Genomic DNA, 21601 nt, shown 5'->3' with positions numbered 1-21601 from the left:
CGTCCAGCATCAGCCCGCGCAGATAGCAGTCGCCCTTCGCCCGCTGATCCTTGCGCGGCACCGACGCGAACACATCAGCCACGAATAACGCCAACATCGCCCGGGCACGGTTCACTTCATGTGCGTCCACACCCCCAACATGCCCCCAAACAGGACCACGAGACAGACCTAACGGAGCCCTACTAGGCCCCCCTTTGAACGTGGAGGGGCCCCGGATCTCGGCGCTGGCCTTCAGCCCTGACGGGCACACGCTCGCCGCCGCCGTCGAACAGACCCAGATCTACCTGTGGGACACCAAAAACCCCGCCCACCCCAAGCGACTGGGCAAACCTCTCACCAACACCAACGACGGCGTCACCGACGTGGCTTTCAGCGCCGACGGACGCACGCTCGCCAGCACGAATCACGAGTACAAGGGCTCGTTCTGGGGCGTCGGCGATCCCGCACACCCCAAGAAGCTGCGCAACGGCAGTATCGGCCTCGGCCTTCTTGTCGACGACGGTGCGAACTCCTTCGGCGGAGTGGCGTTCGGCCCCGACGGGCACACTCTCGCCACCGCCGGCGACGACGAAGACGTCCGGCTGTGGGACCTGACCGCCAGCGGCCGGCCGACGCTCCTCGGGAACCCGCTCACGGAGCACTCCAAGCCCGTGTCCGCCGTCGCTTTCAGCGCCGACGGGCGTTTCCTCGCCACAGGCAGCGAAGACGGTACGGCCCGGCTGTGGGAGCTGAACCCCGACCGGGCCATCAGACGCATCTGCGCTGTCACGAAACACACCCTCACGGAGAAGGAGTGGCGGCAGTACGTCGGAGACATCGCCTACCGGCCGCCGTGCCCGTGAAGAAGCGATGCAGGTCGAGTCGAGGTGGAAATGGGCCGTGCAGGGGTGTATTCCCGAAGCGCGCCAGGCGTGGAACAGGGCGGTCGAGACGATGACGAACGCCAGAAGACCGGAGCAGGTGTGCGAGATCCGCGCCCACCTGCCAAGCCTGCCTCGCCCTCCACTACCTGCCCCGGTCAGTGAACGTGCTCACTCAGAGGAGGGGAGAGGGGTCAGCCTTCGGCTGCTGTTGCGCTTCTTCAGGGCCTGGTTCTCGTGGTAGAGGTTCGTGGTCACCGTAGCGAGGGCGTCAAGTTTGCCGTTGAGCTGCGTGATCGCGGCTCTCGCCTCACGAAGCTGCTTACGAAGCGCGGCGATCGTCTCGTCCCGGGTGACCTCGCCGGGGGTGCGGAGGACCGGTCGGGCGACCTTGGCGTTCCACTCGGCGCGGATGTCGTCGGCGCGGTGGACGGTCGCGTGGCTGACCTGGGCTTCTCGGGCGAGGTTCTCCTTGGTGAGGGCGCCGTCGGTGTGCAGGGGCTCGCCGGCCAGCAGCCGGGCCATGGCCTCGCGGAGCTTGGTGGCGGTCTTGGCGGACACCGGCATCAGCGGGTGACTCCTTCCTGACGAAGCGCGCGGGTGATGCGCTGGACATCGGCGAGACGAATCAGGACGGCCTCGCGGCCAGGTGGTGACAGGGCGGGGTCCTGGGCTCTGTCTGTGAGGTCGTCTTCCTCGGCGATCCAGATCGGAGCGTGGCGTCGGGTGATCACGGAGTTGCGGCAGCGGTCGGGCTGGCAGGCGCCGATCAGAGGGGCCGTACCCCGCTGATCGGCGGGCAGTTCGTTCTGGCATTCGGCCTGCGGGGCGTCGAACATGCAGTGGTTGACGGTTCCCAGGTGAAGGTTGGCGAACTGGGTGGCGAGCAGGGCTGCCTCGGCCTGTTCATCGGCGATCTGCGCCCGTAGGACGGGGTCCTCGTTCATGGTCGAGATGACCGTGTCCAGGCCGGCGTGGAGCCGGTCGGCGCCGGGCCCGACCGCGACCTTCTCGCCTGTCCGGCGGGCCCTGAGCAGGTCGACCAACCGGAGTGCGGCGGCGTACTCGAGTTGCTAGTCGAACTCCTTGGCCCACGTGGTGTCCATCTGCGCGTAGCCCTGCGTGGTGCAGTTGGCCAGTGCCCGGCGGGCGGCGTGCTTCAGTTGGAGGCCGAGGGCGACTTCGGAGCCCGGCTCGCGCCCGGTGATCACCGACATCGTTCTCCGGAACATGTGCGAGCGGACGTGCGCGTCGGGTGTAGGCTCGCTTTTCCAATGTCCCTTTCTCATTGACGGTGGCCTTCTTCTGACCCAAGGGACAAGGCAGTGAGACGAACGCATGGCTGATCGTTTGCACGTAGTGGTGCTGATCCCGGTCTCGATCTATGCCAGTACCAGCACCCGGACAAGGGCTACTACACCTGGAGCGTGATCGAGGAACTTCCGCTGGCCCGCACTCCTTCAGAGTAAGAGAGGTTCAGGCGCCGTGAATCGCAACCTTCAAGCACAGCAGCTTTGCGTCGTCGAGGGCGCGAGTCGAATAGATATTCTGCCCCGGATATTGCTTAGGGCAGTCGTTGACAGTGCTGGAACCTGGCTTGACTGCAATGATCTTCATCAGGAAATTATTCGGCTTGTCGAGGTTCAATAGGACGCTGCAGTCACGACCCTTCAGTACGTAGGTACTCGTCGGTTCGTTGTCGCCCCTGGCGAGAAAACACTGCCCTGCCTGGAAGAACCGGTCAATGCAGAGTGTTACATCAGAGCGCCCAGGGCCCGAATTGGGCCATTCGCCTCGCCCGTCGTCGGTCTCCGTGCACGCGCCATTGGTTGCAGGGCGATAAATGTGGGTCACCTTGTAGTAGGCGCGAGGAGATGTGCAGGGCACGACCTCTGGCCCTCCGCCATCATCATCCAGTGCGTAACCATCGAGCAGGTCATAGACGGTGTCGAAACAGTCGCCCGCCTTCACCGCCGCGAATTGTTTGTCTCGGTTGCTCATCGAAGGGCTAGGGCTCGTGGTTGTGGGGTGAGTGCTCTCGCCTCCACTGGAATAGAGTGACTTACCGGGCGTAGTGACCGGAGCACTTTTCGGGGGCGGCCCCTTGTCCTGACCTGATGCGCCAAAAGCTGTATTGAGCGCGAATGCGAGTGCTCCACCGAAGAGAACGCAGGGGAGCGCAATCGCAGCCAGAACGGCCCAAGGCCGACGCGACCGACGTTTATTCGCGTCGTAGATTTTGGGTTTGGTGGGCGAGGTATTGGACACGCCCGCACCAGCGACATTGTGAGCCAGGATGAATCGGTCCGCGTCATGCCGGACCGACCGGGTCGGTTCCGGGCGGCGATCACGTGCCAGCGCGTCGGCCGTCCGCGCGAAGACAGGGCCGAGAGGAAGGCCCTCGGGATATCCGGGGAGCCCTTGCTCCACCACATCGATCAGGTATTTGGTGAAGTACGTCTGAGGATTGTCTACGTTCGTGTCGGACTCGAACCAGGCGGTCCGGTACGCGCCGCTCGCGGCCATGGTGAACGCGCCCGTGCCTAGCGTCTTGTCGATGACGTCGGCAGACGCCGACGTCAGTCCGTGCTCGGGCCGGGCCGCGGTTCCGGAGAAGCAGCAGTCCAGGATGACGATCTTCGTTTTCGCATCGCACTCGCGCAGCGCTGCTCGCACGTCGGAGAACGGCAGGCCGGTGGTCACGCGGCGGGGCCCGACTTCGGGTGATTCCCGCAGCGCCAGGCACAGCTCATCGCCATGCAACTGGCCGTGCCCCACGAAGTAGAACAGCGCGACGTCGGCGGTGTCCGCGAACAGTTCCATCAGCCGATCGGGCACATCGCCGCGACGGGAAACGTTGCGCAGCTCTTGCACGCGATCTGCCGGCCATCCGCACAACGGGCCTGTCAACAGCTCCCTCATTCGCTTCAGGCTGTTGCTTGCTGGTTGTACTGGCCTCAGATGGGCGTAGTCCCAGCAACCCATCAACACTGCCCGGGAGCGTGAGTAGTCGCGCCGCAGGCCGCTGTCAGTCATCGTCAAGCAGCCGCTCCAGGATGGGCATGACCTCGTCGACGTTGGTCGCGTCAAGAACGAACGGCTGCCCGTGGACAGTCGTCTCGATCCGGAAGCCGGACCGCCGCGAGCGGATGAAGTCCGGAAGCGCCTTGAACACCGCCACCGCGCCGCTGCTCCCGCCGAGAACTGTCAGCATCTCCAGCACACCGAGCTCGCCTGGCCCCACCGCTCCCGGGGTAACCGCAACCTCGGCGCCCGGCTGCTCTCGCAACCAGTCACGCAGTGGCAGGAGCTGCGACTGGTCAGAAACCGTCAGCGCGATCCCGCTCTCCGGGAGTACGCCCTCTCCGATCACCACAACTTCCCCCTTATCAACAGCAGTTGCGGGCTCTCATGCTCCCAGAGAACTGCATGTCTTTGAAGGATGTTCTGGTATACGTCGATCAGGACGCATGTGATTTGGCTTTAGATGGTTCAGCTTAGAAGGCGCGTACCTGCCGTAGCGAATCGCCCAGGACGTGACCGGTGGCATAGACGCGGAGCCGGTTGATGGGGGCGCTGCCCTTGCGATCGTCCTCGCCAAGCTCAGCTGCTCGGAGTTGGTGATGGCGCCGAGGCAGCCGAACTCGCGTCAGAGGAGAACTGTGAACTGTGCGGCCACCCCGGCGTCCGCGTGCAACTACCCAGGTCGAGTCGGACGACGGCGCACAGTCCCCAACCTCCTCCCGGACTCAAGGGGTCAAGATCGTGAGACAAAGTGCGGTGGCCCACGAATGAGACATTCCGAGAACACACAGGCCGCTGGAACGGAACAGGACATTCCAAATACGAGCCTACATCGGGGATGGTCTCCAGCCCGTAGGCGTCGGCGCTGGCGTTGACGTGCTTGATGAAGTAGTCGATGTCGTCGGCCCAGTCGCCGTCGTCGTACTCGTCGAAGTCCGTCTCGTCGGCCCGGCGTTCGTCGTCCAGGGCGTCCCAGACCAGTTCGTCGTGCTTGTCGTCGTAGGGGTCGTACGGCTCGCGGGCCTCGGCCGCCATGTCCGCCCAGTACGCCGCCTCCTGCTCGGCTTCCCAGTCGGCGCGCTCGGCCGGGGTCAGGGAGGCCAGCCAGGTTTCGTGCTGCGTCTGGCGGGCCTCGTCGGCGGCCTGGTGGTAGCCCTGCCAGATGTGGGCGGGAAGGCCGGGCTCGGGGGAACACCAGGACCAGGTGCCGTCGAGCAGGTGGTGGCCGGCGGGGCGGGCGCAGCGGCCGCCGTCGATGGGGTGCGCGAGGCCGTTGCAGAGCAGGACGAGTTCCGTCGAGCGACGCGGCGTCGACGGGCGGGGTGCACGACGCAACGCGGCGAGGACGTCGGGGAAGCGCCGGCCTGTGGTGCGGGCGATCTCGCGGGCCAGTCGCTTGAGGTGGTCGCTGCCGGTTTTGGTCACGGTCGTCTCCACAGCGGGACCCCACGCTTCCCGCCGGACGTCGCGTGAAAGGGGCGCAGCCGGACAGACGGGTTGTTCGGGTGGTGCTGCGCGGGACCCGACCTCGGTCCTTGTCCGGCGGCGCTGCCCCGGTGCGGCGTGGCCGCGGGGGCAGCAGCGGAAACGGCGGTTCGCGGCATGCCGTCTACTACGGGATCTACCGTAGAGGGTGCCACTGACAATGCGGGGCGCGGCCGTGGTGAGCAGGCTCTTTGCGTGGGTTTCATGCTGGGAGGATGGTGAGCCGTTTTGCGATCCAGCCAGGGAGTTCGAGGATCGGGACATCCCGGGTGATGGTGTAGGGCATGCCGGTCACGGCGTATCCGGGTCCGATGAGATACCCGCCGCTGCGTCGGCCGGGACCGCGGACGTCGATACCCGGCCCGAGCGCCGTCCGGCCGCCGGAGACGCTGGCGATGGTGCAGTCGCCCGGGGCGCGGAAGTACAGGTGCAGGCCCCCGCTCGGGGTCCGCACCGTCAAGGTGTCGGGCCAGTCCTCTGCGACCCGGGCGGCGAGGGCGGCGAGCACGGCCTGGCCGTCCCCGTCGACGTCCAGGTCCAGCCCGACCACTCGGGAGGCGCGGCAGCCGACGCCGATGTTGTCGCCCTCCCGCCACACGGCGCGGATACGGGAGGGCTCGGTCAGGCAGCGGGCATGCCACCCGCCCCGGGCCGGCCGTCGGCCGCCGGCCGGGAGCGGGAACACCGCCAGCCCGCGCCCGACCAGGTCGACGGCCGCAGCCGTGGTCGAGGCCGGCTCAGCACACACAGTGGTACTCGTGGGTGGCGCCGCACTCACAGCAGTGGAACCCGGTGCCGAAGAACCCGCACTCCTCACAGCTGTACTCCCGGGGCTCGTCCGGTTCGTCGATGCCCAACTCGTACCAGGCCAGATCCTCGGGGACGGTCGCAGCTCGGCTTGCCGAGATGCCGTTGGTGCCAAGTGCCGTGTCCCGACGGTGCCAACAAGCGCGTCCTGCCAGGTAGAGAACACGAGGTCGCGGCGGTCAACTGGCGCCGACTATCGCGACCCGGCACAGTCCGACAGCGGCAGGATGGGCCATCATGAGCACCTGGGGGTATCGTGCGATCTCGTCAACTCGTTATGCGGATTGGGGCAGTTGCATCACTGCTTGCCGCAGTCGTAGTTGCTGTTGCAGTACCCGGGATCGGCAAGTGGATCGTGGCGGCAGTGCTGGCAGGACTCGCCTCCGCTGTCAGCGGGCTCGTAGCGCGCAGCGCCGACAGGAGTGTCGCCCGGGGTCGTGCGGTTGTACTGGACCCGAAGCCTTCGACTCCGATCGTCGTCACGGGGAGTCAAGAAGCCGACAGAGCCGTCGACAGGGGACACATCGGGCCGATCCCCGAGGACGTCGATGCGCGTAGGGCCAACGTTGTCGCCCTCTGGCGGACGAGCGTCTACGTGGCCGTGGAGGCCGTCGTTAATCGTGCTGTGATCCTGACGGGTCTCAGCGTGCAGATCGAGTCACGGTCCGCTCCGCCTGACGTCCAGATCCTTCCTAGGCGCCGGCCAAAGGGGAGGCCGAGGCGGACGTTCAACGTTCAGTTGAGTGACGTGAATCCAGGCATGCGTCTCAACGTGGGTCTCGACGCCTCGACTCCTCGGTTGGAACCGGCCGAGGGAGTGCCGGACTTCCCGTACACGGTTGCACCGGACGACCCTGAAGTCTTCGTCCTTCGTGCTGCACTGGATAGCGCCGGGGACGTGCAGTGGCGCGTCGGCGTCCACTGGGTCTGCAACGGAGAGTCCGGGGTGGTCATCGCCGATGACGAGGGGCGGCCCTTCCGACTCGTCCGTCCCCGCCAACGCCCCTGCAGTGGCGAGGATGCGTAGTTGGCACCTCGAATTCATCGGCGGCGACTGCGTGAGCACGCTGGCTTCTTCCCCGAGGAGGGCCAGTGGCCTACCAGGCTCTGCCGAACTGCGAAGCTGGTGTCTACTGGAGCGAAAGCAGGCGAGGGTGGCAAAAAAGAACGGCCTTCCGGTGCCAGTTAGAGCGACCAGAGCACTGCACGGCCGAGGTCAGCCCTCACATCCCGTGTCATCTATCTCGAAAAGTCGCAGGTCCGAAGCCGGACCCCGAAGTCGGCTGGCGTGTGCGCTGAGCTTCCATGCTGGCGCCGGACCGATGATCGGCAGGGGCCCGTCACGGAGACCTGGGTGCGCGATGTTGTCAGCGGGTCGAACTGGCAAGTTATTGAGAATCGAGACAGGTTCGTGACCTTTCGTCTGGGGGAGGGAGGGCCCTCCCGGGGCGGTTGTGGGGTGCGTGACCGGGCGTGGTAGACACGCGGCATGGCTGCGTTCATGGCGTTCTTCGATGGTTCGACCACCACCTGGCGGGTCAGCTCAGCCGCCGTGACTTCCGGGATCACGGAACTCTGGGCCGAGGTCGAAGCCGATCCGACGCAACGCAGTGAGGTATGTGCCTTCAGCTGGAGCTTCTGCACGGATGAGGGCCCGGGTGAGGTGCTTCTGCCGGATGATGGGACGGGCCTGTACTTGGACGCGGCCCTGGCAGACTCGGCGCAGGTCGCCTGCTTGCTTCGCCGGCTGATGCCGGATTCCGTCGAGCTGGTGTTCTGCGATCAGGGATACAACTTCGATGTTCGAGTCCAGCCGGGCGTCACCGCGGCGGAGCTCATCGCAGACGTGGATGCCCAACCCTGAGTGGGAACTGTCCGCAGGCGATTGCGGCCTGGCGAAGGCGGCCAGTCTTGCTCAGCTGTCTCTCTCTCGGGAGATGGTGTCGGTGAGGGGGATGAAGGCGGACTCCGTGCCCAGTTCTTTGGGTGTGGGCCCCGCAGGTGTGGGGATGTCGGCCAGCCTCTCGACCAGCGCGGTGACGGCGTCGCGGTCACCTTCGAGTGCTTCGCGCTCGTCGTCGTTGAGGTCGACCTGTTCGAGCATCCTGTTGATGCCGTCCTTGACCGCGAGGAGCTGGCCCTTGGTTGACTCCTTGGGGACGTAGAAGGGACAGCGGGCGCAGGCCATGCGGTGGGGGCACTTGGCGAAGAAGTCGTAGCTGCAGTAGCCGTCGCCGAGGTCGTAGTACTTCCAGGGCTGTTCGCCGCCGGCGGCGGCGCCGGTGAGGATGCTGTCGCGGTCGATGAGGACCTCGATGGTGCGGATGTTGCGGGCGAAGTAGTCGGCTTTCCGATAGGCGGCGGTCAGGGTTCGTTGGAGGATCTTGGCGTAGTAGCGGGTGCTGGCAGGGTGCTTGTGACCGAGCCATTGCTGCAGGTCGCCGAGGGTGAGGGGGTCGCGGGCGTTGAGGAGTTGCGTGGCGATGGTGCTGCGGGCGCGGTGGCTGGTGAGGGCGCCGCGGGAGTCTTCGGCGGGGATGCCGGCTTTCTGGCAGAGGGCCGGGATGATGTTGTCGTTGAGGTAGGCGTTGCCAACCAGTTGGCCGCGGTGGCAGAAGAGGTGCTTGCGGGGTAGGCCGGTCTTGCGGTCCGCGAGGTCGGGCTGGGGCGAGCGGACGAGTTTCCAGGCGTCGATCAGTTCTCCGACGAGGGGGTCGACGGGCTTGGCGAAGGGCCGGCTGGTCTTGTTCTGCGGGATGTGCAGCAGGCAGATGGGGTAGGTCTCGCCGGTCCGTTCGTCGGTTGTGATGCAGTCGAGGTCGAGGCGGCGCAGCTCGCTGAACTGCAACCACCTGCGGGCTTCTTGATCCGCTGCCAGGGTAGGGAACTTGCCCCACGGAACATCGACCATGGCTCCAAGCTAGCCTCGGTCGATTCCACATAAAGCATCCAAGGCATGAGCACTTCCGCCCCCGCAGCCGAGGACCAGCCGTTCGATCCGAAGGACTTCCCGAAGGACCTGCTCGCCGCCCAGCGCGCGCTCGCCGAGCTGTACGCCGCGCTCCACGCCCACCAGGCCCGGCTGCCCTGGTCTCGTGAAGCCGATGGCGGATGGCCGGAGGAGCCGGAGCGGTGGCACCGTCGCGGGCGCCCGGAGACGAGCGGCTGGGAGACCGCCGACGCCGCGACATACGACCGGCTGTGGGAGGACCTCCGTAAGACCGCCGAGATGGTGCAGGGTCACGAGCACTGGAGGCAGTGCAAGAAGCATGGCGTCGAAGGCGCCGCCCTGGTCGCCGTGCGGCAGGCCCTCAAGATTGCCAAAGGCGCCGTGCCCACGCCCACGGACGATCCCGACTTCGGCCAGGACAACGTCGAGCAGGCCGCCTGACCATTCGGCCAGGACGGACGCACCGACAGGGGCTGTCGGTCGGCCGCGATCGAGCGCTCCGGGCAGGAGGCAGACGACGCGGCGTCCAGCGCGGCGAGCACGGAGATGTGCACGTTCGCCATCGTTCGTGCCTGTTTTCCGGCTCGGTGCCTCAGGGCGTCGCGTGTGCGGAGTCCTAGCGGGGCAGGACGGTGTAGATGAACGTGGCGCAATAGTCGAAGCCGGATTCCCCAGCGTTGACCCGGTGATACGGGCCGCTGCTCTTCATGTAGATGTGGACGTCCCGGCGCGCGGCGACGTCGGTAGTGCTGACGCGCCAGACGATGTCGAGATCACGGCCCGTGTAGCTGGGATGGTCGGTGTCGCGGCTCGGAATGACCCACCACGTGAGGTCGCGGCCCGGGGGGTCGGTGCCGCGGCACCGGAAGGTGATCGTGTCGCCCGGGTGCAGCACTGCTCCGGTCCGAAGCGAGACCCCGTGCTCCATGGGGTCCTGCGGGAAGCTGTCGATGCAGTTTCCGAGGCTGTCGGTGACGCTGTCGATCCGCGCGAAGTAGTCCCCGGTCGGGTCCTGGCTGCTCATGTAGATGGTCACCCTGTTCCGGATCTCGCCGGCGATGCCGCTCAGGAGTTCCTCTTCGAAGGGAAGCAGGTCCCGGCTGTGGGCCACGGAGTTGCGCAGTGCTTCGAAGCGGCTGAGCAGCCCCAGCGTCTCGCTCTGATTCCCGAGCGCGGGCTTGAAGTCAGTCCAGTACTGTCGACGATCACGTAATTCCCCACCCCTGCGGTCACGTAATTCCCCAGGTCCTCGCCCCAGTCGGGTCTAGTTTGGCGAGCATGACCATGCGCGGGTGGAGCTATCGCTATGTCGGACCGGCCGAGCTGAGGAGCCTCGTCCGACCGGACGGCGAGGGTCAGGGCATGCGGTCGCCGGCGGACTTCCACGAGTGGGTCTCGGCTCGGACGGTGGAGGAGTTGGCCGAGCCCTTCACCTTCGTTATCGATCAGGCTGGGGTCCTGCGTCTCGCGCCGCGTCGCAGTGAGCACGTGGTGTGTGCTGGTGGAGAAGCGGTCCTGGGCGCCGGCGAGATCAGCTTCCGCGAGGAGTCCGGGCGGTGGGCGGTCGGCGAGGTCAGCAATCAGTCGACCGGCTACTGCCCGGACGTCAACTCATGGTCGGCCGTCGCCGAGGCCCTGGACCAGGCCGGGATCGTTCGCCCGTGCGGTTTCACGCACGAGGTGGTGTTCCGACGCTGCCTCTCCTGCCAGCAGCTCAACATCGTGCGCGAAGAGGACTTCGTCTGCGTCTTCTGTGACGAGGCCCTGCCGAGGGAGTGGAACGTCGACCAACCCGGACGCTAGGCGGTCGGCGGCTTGCCGGTCGGATCCTTGGGCCGCTTGTTGGGCCGGTAGCTGGGGCCGTTCATGATCACCTGATGGCTGGCGTTGATCAGCCGGTCCAGCAGTGACTCGGCGACGACCGGGTTCAGGAAGAGGGGATACCAGTCGCTGGGCGCCCGGTTGCTCGTGATGATCAGAGAACGTCCTTGCCGCTCGGAGACGAGTTCGTAAAGGTCATCGGCCTGGGACGCGGTCAGCTGGCGCATGGCGAAGTCGTCGAGGATCAGCAGGTCAGGGCGGATGAGTTCGCGCATGCGCTTGTCCCAGGTGCGGTCTGCATGACCGCCGGCGAGCTCGCTGAGGATGCGGCTGGTCTTGCTGAAGCGGACGTTGGCGCCCTGGCGGACGGCCTGGTGGCCGAGGGCCTGGGCGACGTGTGTCTTCCCGACCCCGACGGGCCCGAACAAGATGACGGACTCGCCGGAGTGAAGCCAGCGCAGGGCCGCGAGGTCGCGGATCTGGGCGGCGGGCAGCTTCGGGGAGGCGGCGAAGTCGAAGCCCTCCAGGGTGGCCTGCTGCTCGAACTTCGCTCTGCGCAGGCGCCGTTCGAGCGCGACGGACTCGCGTCGGCTGATCTCGTCCTGGCAGAGAACCTGGAGGAAGTCGAGGTGCCCGAGCTCGCCCTTCTGGGCCTGGGTGAGGCGGGCGTCGAGGGTTTCCAGCATGCCGGACAGCCGCAGCGTCTTCAGCGACTCGCGCAGGGCGGTGGTCATCACGCTCACCGGCCGGCCTCCTCGGCGCCAGCGTCGGCGTGACCCTGGTCGTCGTGAACCTCGCCGGGGATCTGCAGGGGGACGGTGGCGGCGAACAGGCCCTCGGGGCCGTGCAGGAAGGCCGCGGCTCCGGCGTCGCCGGTCTCCGGTTCCGGATCAGTCTCGGTGCCGGCGACCAGGATGCCCTTGACGGTCCGGTAGGACGGGTCACCGACCGCGACCGCCTTCGCGCAGGCGGCTTCGAGTCTGGCGTCGCCGTACTTCTTGCGCAGTCCGAGTACTCCCTGGGCGGCCCGGAGCCGGTAGAGGGCGTTGACCTCCAGCAGTTGGTCGATCACCTGTCGGCAGGCGTCCCCGACCTGCGAGGCTTGGCCGCGGCACCAGATCGGCGTGCGCATCTGGAAGGCGATCTTCTCGGGCGGGTAGTCGTTTTTGTCGGTGCGTTTGCCCTGCTCAAGTGCCGTGTGCGTCTTGACCAGCTCGCTCTCGTGGAAGACCTGCACCATTGTGGCGGTGGAGCGGACATCGACCCGGCGGCCGATCAGCTTCCAGGGCACCGAGTAGAGCCTGCGGCCGACCTTGATGTGGATGTCCGGGCCGACGGTGGCCTGTGACCACCGGGCCAGCACGAACGGCTCCTCGGGCAGCGGCAGAAGGGCCTTGGCCTCTACCGCCTCGAACACGGACAGCGGCTTCGCGCCGCCCAACGGGCGGCACTGCCGCTGAGCTGCGACGTTCCTGGCCCAGAGCAGGGCCTCGGCCTGCATGTGCTCCAGTGAGGTGAACGTCCGACCGCTCCAGAACGAGTCGCGAACATAGGGCATGGGCCGCTCGACCCGCGGCTTGTCCTTCGGCTTCGATGCGCGGGCCGGGTCCACCAACGTGCCGTAGTAGGTGGCGAGTTCGGCATAAGAGCGGTTGATCTTCGGGTCGTAGAGGTCCGGCTTGTCGACCCCGGTCTTGAGATTGTCCGGCACCAGGCGGCGCGGGACGCCGCCGAAGAAGCGGAAGGCTTCCGCGTGCGCGACCGGCCGGTTCTTCACATCAAGGAGGCAACCGCCTACGCAAACGCACGTCGCAGCACGATGTCAACCGCCCCCTGGTCAAGCCGGGAGGGCGCCGTGCGCGGGCTAAGCGGGAGTCGCTTCGCGTTGTGCTGTTTCTTACTCGCGTCGCGGTACAGCGTCGGAATGCGGGGTGATGCTGCCGGGAAAGCGACGGCTATGCGACCTTCTCAGCGCCTGGGTCCCCGGCGCGGCCGCACTGGAGCAGAGCTTTCAGGTGGCGCGCCCCGCGACGAAGGTTCGGCCCGTTCTCCCCTGACCGATGATGTTGAGCTGCCCCTCGCGGAGCAGGCGGAGTTGCTTCGTGTGGAGACCGAGCAGCTCAAAGAGGCGCTGGAGCGCAGGCCGGTCATCGATATCGTCCGCGGAGTGCTGATGGCGGCCTGGTCCTGCACGCCTGAGGATGCCTGGGAGATCTTGGCGACGGTCTCCCAGCACACCAACATCAAGGTGCACGACGTCGCCGAAGCCGTGATGGCAACGACGCAGCAGCAGCCGATGCCGGAGCATCTGCAGAAACAGCTGACCGCCGCGGTGGCGGCGTGGCGCGCCCGAGCTGACGGGCGAGCGTAAGACGGGCGTCCTCGGGTAGCTGGGCCGTGCTGGCGGGGAAGCGGGGAACGCCTGGGGAGGTCGATGCTGCTTCCCCGCCTACCCAGCCCCTGCGGCCGCAAGCCCTCCTCGGCGTGGCGACCGTACGGCTCCTGCGGAGTTGACCGCTTCGAGTACCCGCTCGGTGAGCTGGCCGACGGCCTGGGCCGTGTCCCGGGGAAAGTCGCGGGACGGCCAGGTCGGCAGGGTGGACGGGGTGATACTTGCCCTCATCGGGAGACGGCTCTTTCCTCGTGTTGGGACAGTCGCAGGAGACGGAGCACCCGGGAGGCCGCGTCCTCACCTGAACAGAGGCTGCTGTTGGTGGTCGACTGCGCCAGTAGGTCACCGCCTGCCAGCTGCACCCTTGAGTCGCCCCGCAGCGTCGCGCGGAAGCGGGCGACCTCACGGTATTCGCCAGGACGGCGGAGCACCGCGCACGGACTGACACGGAACACCTCGGCCATCGTGGTGTGGGTTTCGAGTTCCGGAAGCACGCCCAGGCGGCGGGTTGCGGCGAGTGCCTGGTCGACCACCGCGGAGTCCGCCATCTCCCAGTTGTCGTCGGACCAGGTGCCGCGGAAGTGCGCCCTGACCAGCGACTTGCCTTCAGGAACGCGACCGGGCGCCTGGTTGTGTTCCATCACGTACGTGCAGATGAAGGGGTGCTCCCTGCGCGGGATCTGCAGGAGGAGGGATTCCTCGGCGACACGCCGCTCCGCGCCGAAGGCGATGTGGATGCTGCGGGAGTACCGCATGGAGCGGAGGTACTCCAACTGGCGCTCCGTCAGGGAGGTGTGTAGCGCTGGGACTTGGGACGGCGGTACGGCCAGGACACAGGCGTCAGCGCTCTCGGTGTGTTCTCCGTCGGCGGCAGTGGTCCAGGAGACCCGTGCCTCCTGCCTGTGCTCCTCGACGGATGTCACGTTCGCGTCGAATACCGTGTGCAGGTACCGGGCGAGCCCTTGGGGCAGGAAGCCGACGCCTCGGGGCGACGTGAACGTACCTCCGCTGCTGATGAGTATGTTGAGGAAGAAGAAGACACTCATGATCGACGACGTCTCGGGCTCGGCCAGTGCCGGGTCCGAGACGAACGGGGAGAGCAGGTATTCGTACACGCTCGGATGCAGTCCGCGCCTCAGGGCGTAGTCACGGACCGACTCGAAGTCATGCGGCGCGGTCGCCGACAAGTCGTGCCACTGGAAGTGGCGACGCGCATGGAGGAAATCACGTGCCACTTTGACCAGGTCGCGGGTCGGCAGGTCGCGTACATACGACCTCAGCGGCATCTGCAGCCGGGCCGAGAGGCGCATCCGCTGGATCTCGCCGTCGCGCAGCAGACCGCACACATCGCCCGCGGGGCACACCTGGTCCTCGAGTCCCGCGTCACAGATCAGCCGCACCATACTCCGGTAGGACGCGAGGAGCAGGGTGGCTCCGACGTCGATGGCGAAGCCCTCGCGCTCCACGGTGCTCATTCGCCCGCCTACCAGCTCGGGCCCCGACCGCTCCAGGACGGTGACGTCGCAGCCCGCCTGCTGAAGGCGGAAGGCCGCGGTGAGACCGGCGATCCCCGCACCGACAACGATCACCCGGGGACCGCCGGGCCTGCGCCCGTCGCCCAGGGGCGCCTGTCGACTGTCGATACCGCCCCGTTCCGTGCCGCCTGACTTCGCACCTCGCAGCGTCATGCCTAGACCTCCCCTGCGTGCTCCCGCAGCTGGGCCGACGGCATGGGGTCGGCCGCCCTGTCGGTCGGACCGTAACGTCCGCTGTCCAGGCTCCAGTCGAGACTTCCGCGCATCAGTACCTCCAGAGCAGTCGTATAGGCGGGCGCGCATCGCGTTTCCACGGCGCTGAGAGACGAGGTGCCCGAGCGCAGGCCGCCCCTGGCGGCGGTGAACCGTGCCAGCCGGCCGGCCGACCACTGGTTGACCAGTTCCACCGCCGTTTTCAGCGAACAGCGTTCCCGTCACACGCGTACGAGGACCAGGTTGTGCCGCTCTCCGGCAGCAACATCCTTCTCCAGGGAGACCAGATCGTTGACAGCGCAGGCGACTTCACCCGCCGCCCGGCGCGCCAGCACCACGCCAGCAGCGGATCGCACGGCACGGCACCGCCGTCGCGACCGGCCAGCACTTCGGCAACCTCCCGGGCCAGCTGTTGCACGTATACCGCGCCTCCCCGATCAGCGTCAGCAACGGGGGGCCGGCGGTCGGGTACATGCATCCCGCGAGCCGTTCCAGATGGGCGGCGCGCCAGTGCGCCGCCTCAGCCGCCGGCAGCGCCATGACCTCCCGGGACCATCGCGTCAGATGGTCGCCCACGTACTCGGTGTGGGGGTTGATCACATTGGGCAGCGCCGGGACCGGCAGCAGGGAGGCGACACGGATCTCAGTGGACACGGCCTGTTCCTCCCTTCCGGTCTCCTGCGGTGCGGACGGCCGCCGCCGGGGCCGGCGGCTCATCGAGCAGGGCCGCGATGCAGCCCCGGCAGGCCGGGCCTGCTCCGGGCTCAATGCGCCGCGATGTGGCATCGACGGCGGTTGCGTTGGTCATCGTGTGTACGGAGGCCGGCGTTCGCCCTCCCACCGGCACGGGCCCCGCCATGAGTCGCCTGATCACCTGCCGGTACCGCACGCCGGTCGGCCGGCCCCTGCTGGTTTCTGGTCATGTGACCTCCTGCTCAGAGTCGACATCCGCCGGGCGGCACGGATGGTCGGAGCCGTAACTGTCGGGCTTGCTCGGTGACGTATGGCAGGTGAGCGAGAGGCACTGCGCCAAGCGCCGATCCGGCGCCGGCAGCGGAATCACGAAGGGTTGCCCTACAGCGATGCGACCGTATCCTGTTTGGCCGGCGTATGGCACGACAGCATTTGGGAATGGCCAGGAAGCAACCCGACTTCGGACCGGTTTGGTAGTCGCTCACGTTCTCAGAGAGCAGGCGCAGCCGGGCAGCTCGCCGACGTGAACCGATTGCCAGTAGATAAGGCGAGCAACGGCGGACGCAACCCGCGCGCGAAGTACTACCTCCACAAGTGCGTGCGCCGGCCTCGTCACCCAACCTATTTGAGCGCAGGCGTACGCGGGGCGTGCAGGTACGGGTGATGACCTGTGACGGCCGTGGGCCGCAAGTAAGGCCGGTGTCGACCCCGGCGCGCCAAAAGGCCTGCTGGCGGGAGAAGCCGTGCGGCGCGCGTGTGCTGTTCAGCGCCAAATGAGCGCACAGGGGCTCTGGGCTCGCGCGCCCGCTCACTTCGGCACACACCTTCCAGCCCAATGCATCAGGCAGGCATGCATGCGCCACCTTAGTTCGCATTGCCCGGGAAACACTGCCGGGAAGACGCGAAGGAAACACCGGTGTCGATGCCGGAGGAACAATCCGCACTCACCCTCCAGGTAAGTCCTCTCAGGCTTTACCAAAGGTTGTTTTCGATGTCGTTGCAGGACGCCGCGCCGACCGGTTCCTCATCATTTTTTGGCCAGAGGTTCTCACCGAAGGGAAGGCCGCTTCATGACTGCAGCTGCCCAGCCGTGCACCGAGGGGAGCTCCGCGTGAGTCTGACCGACCTGCCCCTGCCCACCACGCGGCCTCAGCCTCGGGCCCCGGCGTTGACCGGACGGCGCCGCACCCGGCAGATTCATGTCGCCGGTGTCGCGGTGGGTGGTGACGCGCCCGTGTCCGTGCAGTCCATGACCACCACCCCCACCACCGACGCCGACGCGACACTGCGGCAGATCGCCGAACTCACCGCCGCCGGCTGTCAGATCGTCCGTGTCGCGGTGCCCTCCCAGGACGACGCCGACGCCCTCCCGGTGATCGCGGCAAAGTCCAAGATCCCGGTCATCGCCGAAATCCACTTCCAGCCCCGCTATGTCTTCGCTGGGATAGACGCCGTCTCCTGCCCCTCCTGCGGCCGAGCCCAGGTCGACGTCTACGCCCTGACCGCCAAGGTCAGTGCCGCGTTCGACGGTTTCCCCCACCCTTTGCGGGTCGCCGTTATGGGCTGCGTCGTCAACGGCCCCGGCGAAGCACGCGAAGCCGACCTCGGGGTGTCATCCGGCAACGGCAAAGGTCAGATCTTCGTCCTCGGTGAAATAGTCCGCACCGTGCCCGAGGCCCAGATCGTCGACGCCCCCATCAAAGAAGCCCTATGCCTGACCGAGCCAACCGGCTCCGCCGCCATACCGGTCCCTGCCGATACAGGCCGCAGCCCAGCTGACGAAACAGCCCCCCGCAACCGGCCGGACAGCAGCCGATGAATCCCACCCAACCGTCCCTCCCACTACTGCAGCCAATCCCCACCGTGCTCGGCGACCCGCTCGACCCCACGGCCATACGCACCTCAGTCGACGGCGTCTTGGATCGCTTCCTGGCCGCCAAGACCCAACCCAGTGCCGGCCCCCACCAGTCCTACATGGCCAGCCTGTTACGCACCTTCCTCGCCGGCGGTAAACGCATCCGTCCCCTGCTGTGCGTTATCGGCTGGCACGCCGCCGCAAGCCAGGCAAACACCGCGCAGATCACCCGCCTGGCTGCCTCCCTGGAGCTGTTCCACGCCTTCGCCCTCATCCACGACGACGTGATGGACGCCTCCGACACCCGCCGCGGGCGCCCCACCATCCACAAGGCCCTGACCAGCGACTACCACCGCACACGAACCGGCTGCGAGGACCACATAGCCCAGCGGTTCGGCACCGGCGGCGCCATCTTGCTGGGCGACCTGGCCCTGACCTGGTCCGACGAACTTCTGCACGCCACCACCCTGCCCGAACCCCAGCGCAGCACCGTCCTACGCATCGTGGACAGCATGCGCACCGAAGTCATGATCGGCCAGTATTTAGACCTGCGGGCCACCGGAAACGAACACACAACGGTCGACGACACCCTGACCGTCATCCGCTACAAGACCGCCAAATACACCGTGGAACGCCCCCTGCAGCTGGGAGCCGCGCTGGCCGGCGCCAACCCACAGTTGCTGGAGGCATGCAGCGCCTTCGGTATCCCCCTCGGCGAAGCATTCCAGCTCCGCGACGACCTGCTAGGAGTCTTCGGCGACCCCACCCAAACCGGTAAGTCCTGCTTGGACGACCTACGCGAAGGCAAATCCACCACCCTCCTCGCCCTCGCCCTGGCCACCGCCGACCCCGCGCAGGCAGCACGGCTGCACACCCTGGTCGGCGACCCGCACCTGCAGCAGGAGGACGCCGAGGAGATCCGCCACATCCTCACCGCCACCGGAGCCCGCGCCACCGTCGAGCAGATGATCGCCCACCGGCACCGGCAAGCACTGGACGCCCTCGACACCGCCCCCTTCACCCCGGCCGCCACCCACGCCCTAACCCACCTCGCCGGACAAGCCGTCCGCAGGACCTCATGACCGCGCACCCACAGGACCGCGACAACCACCGCACACACCCGGCTCGTTGCCCACCATGACTGCCACCGCGTTACCCGGCTCCTACCGGCTGGTCATCCCGTTGGTGACACCACCGCCCGGGGCGGTGACAACCAGCATCCGTACGGGCCAGCTCACCCACGCCCCACGGCCACTGCCGGGCCACCCGCCCAGCACCAAGAACGCGAACCATCCAATACCAGCGTGTCTGGAGCAGCGAACCGATGACGGAACCTGTGACCCTGCCCGTCCTGACCTGTCCTTTCCCCCGGCGTGCCCATCCCGGCGCGGCCGACGCCGAGAAGGCGGTCACCCAGTGGCTCTCCATATGCGGCTTTACCGCAGGCTCGGCGCAGCTGGACGTCCATCTTGCCTCCCAATTCGGGAAATTCGCCGCCATGGTCTACCCCGAAGCCGATCCCCAACGACTCGCCCTGGCCGCGAAATGGCTCGCCTGGCTATGTGTCTTCGACGACCAGCACCTCGACGAGAACCCCGAAAGCACCGACCCCTCAGCGATGGCCGACATCCTGCTCCCCACCCTCGCCGTTCTCACCCCGCCCCAGACCCCAGCGGGCCCCCAGCTCCCCGCCACCGTCGAACACGACCCTCTCCTGCGCGCGCTCCAAGGACTGCTGGGTGAGATCGGTGAACACGCCTCCCCCGCGCAGCAGCGCCGCTTCGTGCACGAGATGTGCCTGGCGCTGTTCGGGGCGTTCCTCGACGCCGGCGCCTGGCACGCCAAAGGCCGACTGCCCGACCTGGCCCACTACCGCGTCACCCGCCAGCACAACGGTGCCGTCCTCGCATGTATCGCCCTGATCGACGTCTTGTCGGGCTACGAAGTCCCGGCCGCCGAGTCCGACCATCCCCAAGTGCAGGTACTACGGTCCATAGCGACCAACGTCATCTGCTGGGCCAACGACGTGTTCTCCTACCCCAAGGAGGCCCGGCGCAGCCGCTTCGCCATCAACCTCCCCACCGTGCTTCAGCACCAATACGGGCACTCGCCCCAAGAGTCACTCCAGCACGCCGCCCGTCTGTATGAAGAGGAGGTGGCCGCTTACCTGCGGCTGGAGGAACAGATCAGCGGTCAGGCATCACCGCAGCTGGTCCGCCACCTCGCCGGTCTGCGGGCCTGGATTCAGGGAAGCCACTACTGGCACCTCGAATCAAGTCGCTTCGCGCTGCGCAGCTTGGAAGACGGGGCCAAGGCATAACAGCCAACCCGGAGGCGGATCGCTACCTTTGTACGCTGGCGATTCCATGTGTGTCCTTATCAGGCCGGTGCAGGTCATGCCCGTCGTCGCGGACGCCCTCGGTTACCACGAAAAGATCACCACCCGACTCCGCAACGAGACCGGCGGACCTCTTCCGCAGACCAGGGCGTCGGAAGCAGATCACCAGACTCCCCGACGCAGTACTGCCGACTCACCCCACCAGATGCCACAGCGGAACGCACCTCACGGCCATCGCTGAAGACGCCTACTCAGACATGACTACCGTGGCAGCTTCGCGGTGCGTTCTGGGTGGGCCGCGGTGATGTACCGCATGGCGGTGTGAGCGGAGATGCCGAATAGGCGCATCAGGTGAAGCGGGTCGTCGACTTCGAATGCCTCGTCGCGGATCCGGTCCTGCCGCAGCGTCGGCATCGTGAGTCCGGTGGGCCGGAACACGGAGCTGAATGTGGTGCCGATTGACGAGTGCGTGGTGTCTACCGCGGTCCATCGGTTGATCAGCAGATGCGGGTTGGTCGTCACCGGCCAGCGGCGGTGACGTTCACGGATCCACGCGGAGGCGCAGCGGTAGGTGAGTTCGTCCAGGTAGATGATGTGACGTTTGCCGGGGCGCCGGACGACGAGCCGCTCACGGGACAGGTCGAGGCCGGTGGGAGGCGGAGTAATGGTGCTGGAGGACGAAGGCCTTGGCGTCTTCCTCGGGCAGCGGCTCGACCGCGTAGCAGCGGGCGTCGAAGCCTCCTTCGCTGACGTGCCTCCATGAGGGCGTACCCTGCTGCCACCTCTGGCACCAGTCGGACGCGATCGGCATCTCCGTCTGGATCGTGAAGGGCAGCTGCTGCCGGAAACTCGAGGCGCCGGTGGACGTCACGGGGGTCTCCTTACGGGCAGGTGGCGCCCGCCCCAGGGGGCCATGCGCGTGGCCGGCGGCCCCCTGGGACAGGCGAGAGGTGAAGGAGTCAGGCGGTCAGCGCGAGGCGGGCCAGGTAGTTGTCGGCCTCGTCGGCGCCGAGGTGCTGCCGGATGGCGTCGCCGCGGTTCCAGACGAGGGGGCCTTCCTCGCGTTCGAGGCGCTCGGCCTCGGCGTAGACCTCCGCAAGGCTGTGGCTCTGCTTGAAGTGGTGGCCAATCTTCGCTTCGAGGTCGCGGTAGCGAGCGGGGAGTGGAAGGCCGAGGGCCCAGCACAGGCGGGCGGCGCGCACGAGGACAGCGAAGGGGGCCAGGACGCAGAAGACGCAGGACAAACGGGGGATCAGGGCGTCGTAGACCGGGTGGTACTCCAGGGCGTGGGTGGCGATCTCCTGCCAGACCTCGCGGTCCGTCACCTCGAAGATGGGGTGCCAGGTGAGTACCAGGCGGCTGTTCGCGCTGGTGCGCATGTCGATGGCCAGGCGCTGCTTCTTGCTGCGGGCCGGGGACTCGGCCGCGCGGATGCCCATGCAGTTGAGGATGATGGCCTGCTCATCGAGGCCGAGTTCAGCGGCGATCTGGCGCAGGAGTTTGTTGGCGACGTCCCGTTTCAGGGTCGCCGTGCTTCTCTGCACTTCACTCTCACGGGTGAAGGCGGGTATGTGACTCGTCAAAGGGCCTCCGAGGTGGATGAGATGGGGTCAGGGATGGTGGATCCG

26 protein-coding genes and 2 pseudogenes are annotated in these 21601 nt (G+C 67.0%); 9 read left to right on the top strand and 19 right to left on the bottom strand.

Translation table 11 applies throughout. The features are described 5' to 3' along the window. Window positions 1-130, bottom strand: a pseudogene (locus AB0D59_RS50330) (IS701 family transposase); the annotation flags it as partial. A gap of 70 nt (window positions 131-200) precedes the next feature. Between AB0D59_RS50330 and AB0D59_RS50325 the strand changes: the two are divergent. Continuing rightward, the gene (locus AB0D59_RS50325; protein WP_362579682.1) at window positions 201-842 is read left to right on the top strand and encodes a hypothetical protein; all 642 of its coding nucleotides are present in this window, start codon (window positions 201-203) and stop codon (window positions 840-842) included. 189 nt (window positions 843-1031) lie between these two features. Here AB0D59_RS50325 and AB0D59_RS50320 read toward each other — a convergent pair whose 3' ends face one another. The 7 genes from AB0D59_RS50320 to AB0D59_RS50290 form a co-directional block, all read right to left on the bottom strand. Continuing rightward, window positions 1032-1427 (bottom strand): hypothetical protein, encoded by a 396-nt coding sequence (locus AB0D59_RS50320; protein ID WP_362579680.1) that lies wholly within the window; start codon window positions 1425-1427, stop codon window positions 1032-1034. Further along, window positions 1427-1906: a hypothetical protein gene (locus AB0D59_RS50315; protein WP_362579678.1), complete on the bottom strand. Its 480-nt coding sequence runs from the start codon at window positions 1904-1906 to the stop codon at window positions 1427-1429. The genes AB0D59_RS50320 and AB0D59_RS50315 overlap by 1 nt, the downstream gene beginning before the upstream one ends. A gap of 27 nt (window positions 1907-1933) precedes the next feature. Continuing rightward, window positions 1934-2077, bottom strand: coding sequence for a hypothetical protein (locus tag AB0D59_RS50310; protein WP_362579675.1), 144 nt, complete (start codon window positions 2075-2077; stop codon window positions 1934-1936). Window positions 2078-2336: 259 nt separating this feature from the next. Continuing rightward, window positions 2337-3896 (bottom strand): caspase family protein, encoded by a 1560-nt coding sequence (locus tag AB0D59_RS50305; protein WP_362579694.1) that lies wholly within the window; start codon window positions 3894-3896, stop codon window positions 2337-2339. Continuing rightward, window positions 3889-4236 (bottom strand): hypothetical protein, encoded by a 348-nt coding sequence (locus AB0D59_RS50300; RefSeq protein ID WP_362579672.1) that lies wholly within the window; start codon window positions 4234-4236, stop codon window positions 3889-3891. The genes AB0D59_RS50305 and AB0D59_RS50300 overlap by 8 nt, the downstream gene beginning before the upstream one ends. A 227-nt stretch (window positions 4237-4463) precedes the next feature. Next, complete coding sequence (locus tag AB0D59_RS50295) at window positions 4464-5309, bottom strand: hypothetical protein (protein WP_362579669.1); 846 nt, start codon at window positions 5307-5309, stop codon at window positions 4464-4466. Between the two features lie 262 nt (window positions 5310-5571). Further along, window positions 5572-6117 carry a bifunctional DNA primase/polymerase gene (locus AB0D59_RS50290; protein WP_362579666.1) on the bottom strand — a complete coding sequence of 182 codons (546 nt, stop codon included), beginning with the start codon at window positions 6115-6117 and terminating at the stop codon, window positions 5572-5574. Between the two features lie 315 nt (window positions 6118-6432). On the opposite strand from AB0D59_RS50290, the gene AB0D59_RS50285 reads away from it, so the two are divergent. After that, window positions 6433-7203, top strand: a complete 771-nt coding sequence (locus AB0D59_RS50285) for a hypothetical protein (RefSeq protein ID WP_362579664.1) — start codon at window positions 6433-6435, stop codon at window positions 7201-7203. Window positions 7204-7665: 462 nt separating this feature from the next. Then, entirely contained in the window at window positions 7666-8040 is a 375-nt protein-coding gene (locus AB0D59_RS50280) for a hypothetical protein (protein WP_362579662.1), read from the top strand. Window positions 8041-8091: 51 nt separating this feature from the next. On the opposite strand, the gene AB0D59_RS50275 is transcribed toward AB0D59_RS50280, so the two are convergent. Continuing rightward, window positions 8092-9024: a tyrosine-type recombinase/integrase gene (locus tag AB0D59_RS50275; RefSeq protein ID WP_362579659.1), complete on the bottom strand. Its 933-nt coding sequence runs from the start codon at window positions 9022-9024 to the stop codon at window positions 8092-8094. Window positions 9025-9132: 108 nt separating this feature from the next. Between AB0D59_RS50275 and AB0D59_RS50270 the strand changes: the two genes are divergently transcribed. Continuing rightward, window positions 9133-9567: a hypothetical protein gene (locus AB0D59_RS50270; RefSeq protein WP_362579656.1), complete on the top strand. Its 435-nt coding sequence runs from the start codon at window positions 9133-9135 to the stop codon at window positions 9565-9567. 175 nt (window positions 9568-9742) lie between these two features. Here the strand turns inward: AB0D59_RS50270 and AB0D59_RS50265 are convergent, their stop codons facing one another. Then, a complete protein-coding gene (locus tag AB0D59_RS50265; protein WP_362579653.1) occupies window positions 9743-10237 on the bottom strand; it encodes a hypothetical protein in 495 nt (164 codons plus the stop codon). A gap of 167 nt (window positions 10238-10404) precedes the next feature. On the opposite strand from AB0D59_RS50265, the gene AB0D59_RS50260 reads away from it, so the two are divergent. Continuing rightward, entirely contained in the window at window positions 10405-10929 is a 525-nt protein-coding gene (locus AB0D59_RS50260; RefSeq protein WP_362579650.1) for a hypothetical protein, read from the top strand. Here AB0D59_RS50260 and istB read toward each other — a convergent pair. Together istB and AB0D59_RS50250 are read right to left on the bottom strand one after the other, a co-directional pair. Continuing rightward, entirely contained in the window at window positions 10926-11681 is a 756-nt protein-coding gene (gene istB / locus AB0D59_RS50255; RefSeq protein ID WP_362579691.1) for an IS21-like element helper ATPase IstB, read from the bottom strand. The two genes, AB0D59_RS50260 and istB, sit on opposite strands and share 4 nt — an antisense overlap. Window positions 11682-11686: 5 nt before the next feature. After that, a pseudogene (locus AB0D59_RS50250) lies at window positions 11687-12694 on the bottom strand (IS21 family transposase); the annotation flags it as partial. 357 nt (window positions 12695-13051) lie between these two features. On the opposite strand from AB0D59_RS50250, the gene AB0D59_RS50245 reads away from it, so the two are divergent. Further along, complete coding sequence (locus AB0D59_RS50245; RefSeq protein ID WP_362579647.1) at window positions 13052-13318, top strand: ANTAR domain-containing protein; 267 nt, start codon at window positions 13052-13054, stop codon at window positions 13316-13318. Window positions 13319-13566: 248 nt separating this feature from the next. Here the strand turns inward: AB0D59_RS50245 and AB0D59_RS50240 are convergent, their stop codons facing one another. The 4 genes from AB0D59_RS50240 to AB0D59_RS50225 are packed head-to-tail and all read right to left on the bottom strand — an operon-like array spanning window position 13567 to window position 15741. Then, complete coding sequence (locus AB0D59_RS50240) at window positions 13567-15027, bottom strand: FAD-dependent oxidoreductase (RefSeq protein WP_362579645.1); 1461 nt, start codon at window positions 15025-15027, stop codon at window positions 13567-13569. Between the two features lie 2 nt (window positions 15028-15029). Beyond that, complete coding sequence (locus AB0D59_RS50235) at window positions 15030-15281, bottom strand: hypothetical protein (RefSeq protein WP_362579642.1); 252 nt, start codon at window positions 15279-15281, stop codon at window positions 15030-15032. A gap of 27 nt (window positions 15282-15308) precedes the next feature. Further along, the gene (locus tag AB0D59_RS50230; protein WP_362579688.1) at window positions 15309-15422 is read right to left on the bottom strand and encodes a terpene synthase family protein; all 114 of its coding nucleotides are present in this window, start codon (window positions 15420-15422) and stop codon (window positions 15309-15311) included. Then, window positions 15397-15741 carry a hypothetical protein gene (locus AB0D59_RS50225; RefSeq protein WP_362579639.1) on the bottom strand — a complete coding sequence of 115 codons (345 nt, stop codon included), beginning with the start codon at window positions 15739-15741 and terminating at the stop codon, window positions 15397-15399. The genes AB0D59_RS50230 and AB0D59_RS50225 overlap by 26 nt, the downstream gene beginning before the upstream one ends. 1165 nt (window positions 15742-16906) lie before the next feature. On the opposite strand from AB0D59_RS50225, the gene AB0D59_RS50220 reads away from it, so the two are divergent. The 3 genes from AB0D59_RS50220 (at window position 16907) to AB0D59_RS50210 (ending at window position 19955) form a co-directional block, all read left to right on the top strand. Continuing rightward, a complete protein-coding gene (locus AB0D59_RS50220) occupies window positions 16907-17599 on the top strand; it encodes a flavodoxin-dependent (E)-4-hydroxy-3-methylbut-2-enyl-diphosphate synthase (RefSeq protein ID WP_362579685.1) in 693 nt (230 codons plus the stop codon). Window positions 17600-17754: 155 nt separating this feature from the next. Continuing rightward, window positions 17755-18717 carry a polyprenyl synthetase family protein gene (locus tag AB0D59_RS50215; RefSeq protein ID WP_362579636.1) on the top strand — a complete coding sequence of 321 codons (963 nt, stop codon included), beginning with the start codon at window positions 17755-17757 and terminating at the stop codon, window positions 18715-18717. Between the two features lie 242 nt (window positions 18718-18959). Beyond that, complete coding sequence (locus AB0D59_RS50210) at window positions 18960-19955, top strand: hypothetical protein (protein ID WP_362579633.1); 996 nt, start codon at window positions 18960-18962, stop codon at window positions 19953-19955. A 279-nt stretch (window positions 19956-20234) separates the two neighbouring features. Here the strand turns inward: AB0D59_RS50210 and AB0D59_RS50205 are convergent, their stop codons facing one another. The 3 genes from AB0D59_RS50205 to AB0D59_RS50195 all read right to left on the bottom strand — a co-directional run bounded on the left by AB0D59_RS50205 (window position 20235) and on the right by AB0D59_RS50195 (window position 21517). Then, entirely contained in the window at window positions 20235-20495 is a 261-nt protein-coding gene (locus AB0D59_RS50205) for a hypothetical protein (protein ID WP_362579630.1), read from the bottom strand. 106 nt (window positions 20496-20601) lie between these two features. Further along, complete coding sequence (locus AB0D59_RS50200) at window positions 20602-20844, bottom strand: hypothetical protein (protein ID WP_362579627.1); 243 nt, start codon at window positions 20842-20844, stop codon at window positions 20602-20604. 88 nt (window positions 20845-20932) lie between these two features. Beyond that, entirely contained in the window at window positions 20933-21517 is a 585-nt protein-coding gene (locus AB0D59_RS50195) for a phosphoadenosine phosphosulfate reductase family protein (RefSeq protein ID WP_362579624.1), read from the bottom strand. Window positions 21518-21601 lie beyond the last annotated feature (84 nt).

It is taken from the genome of Streptomyces sp. NPDC048417 (assembly GCF_040651615.1).
Lineage (GTDB): Bacteria > Actinomycetota > Actinomycetes > Streptomycetales > Streptomycetaceae > Streptomyces.
This window is presented reverse-complemented; position numbering and strand designations above follow the sequence as displayed.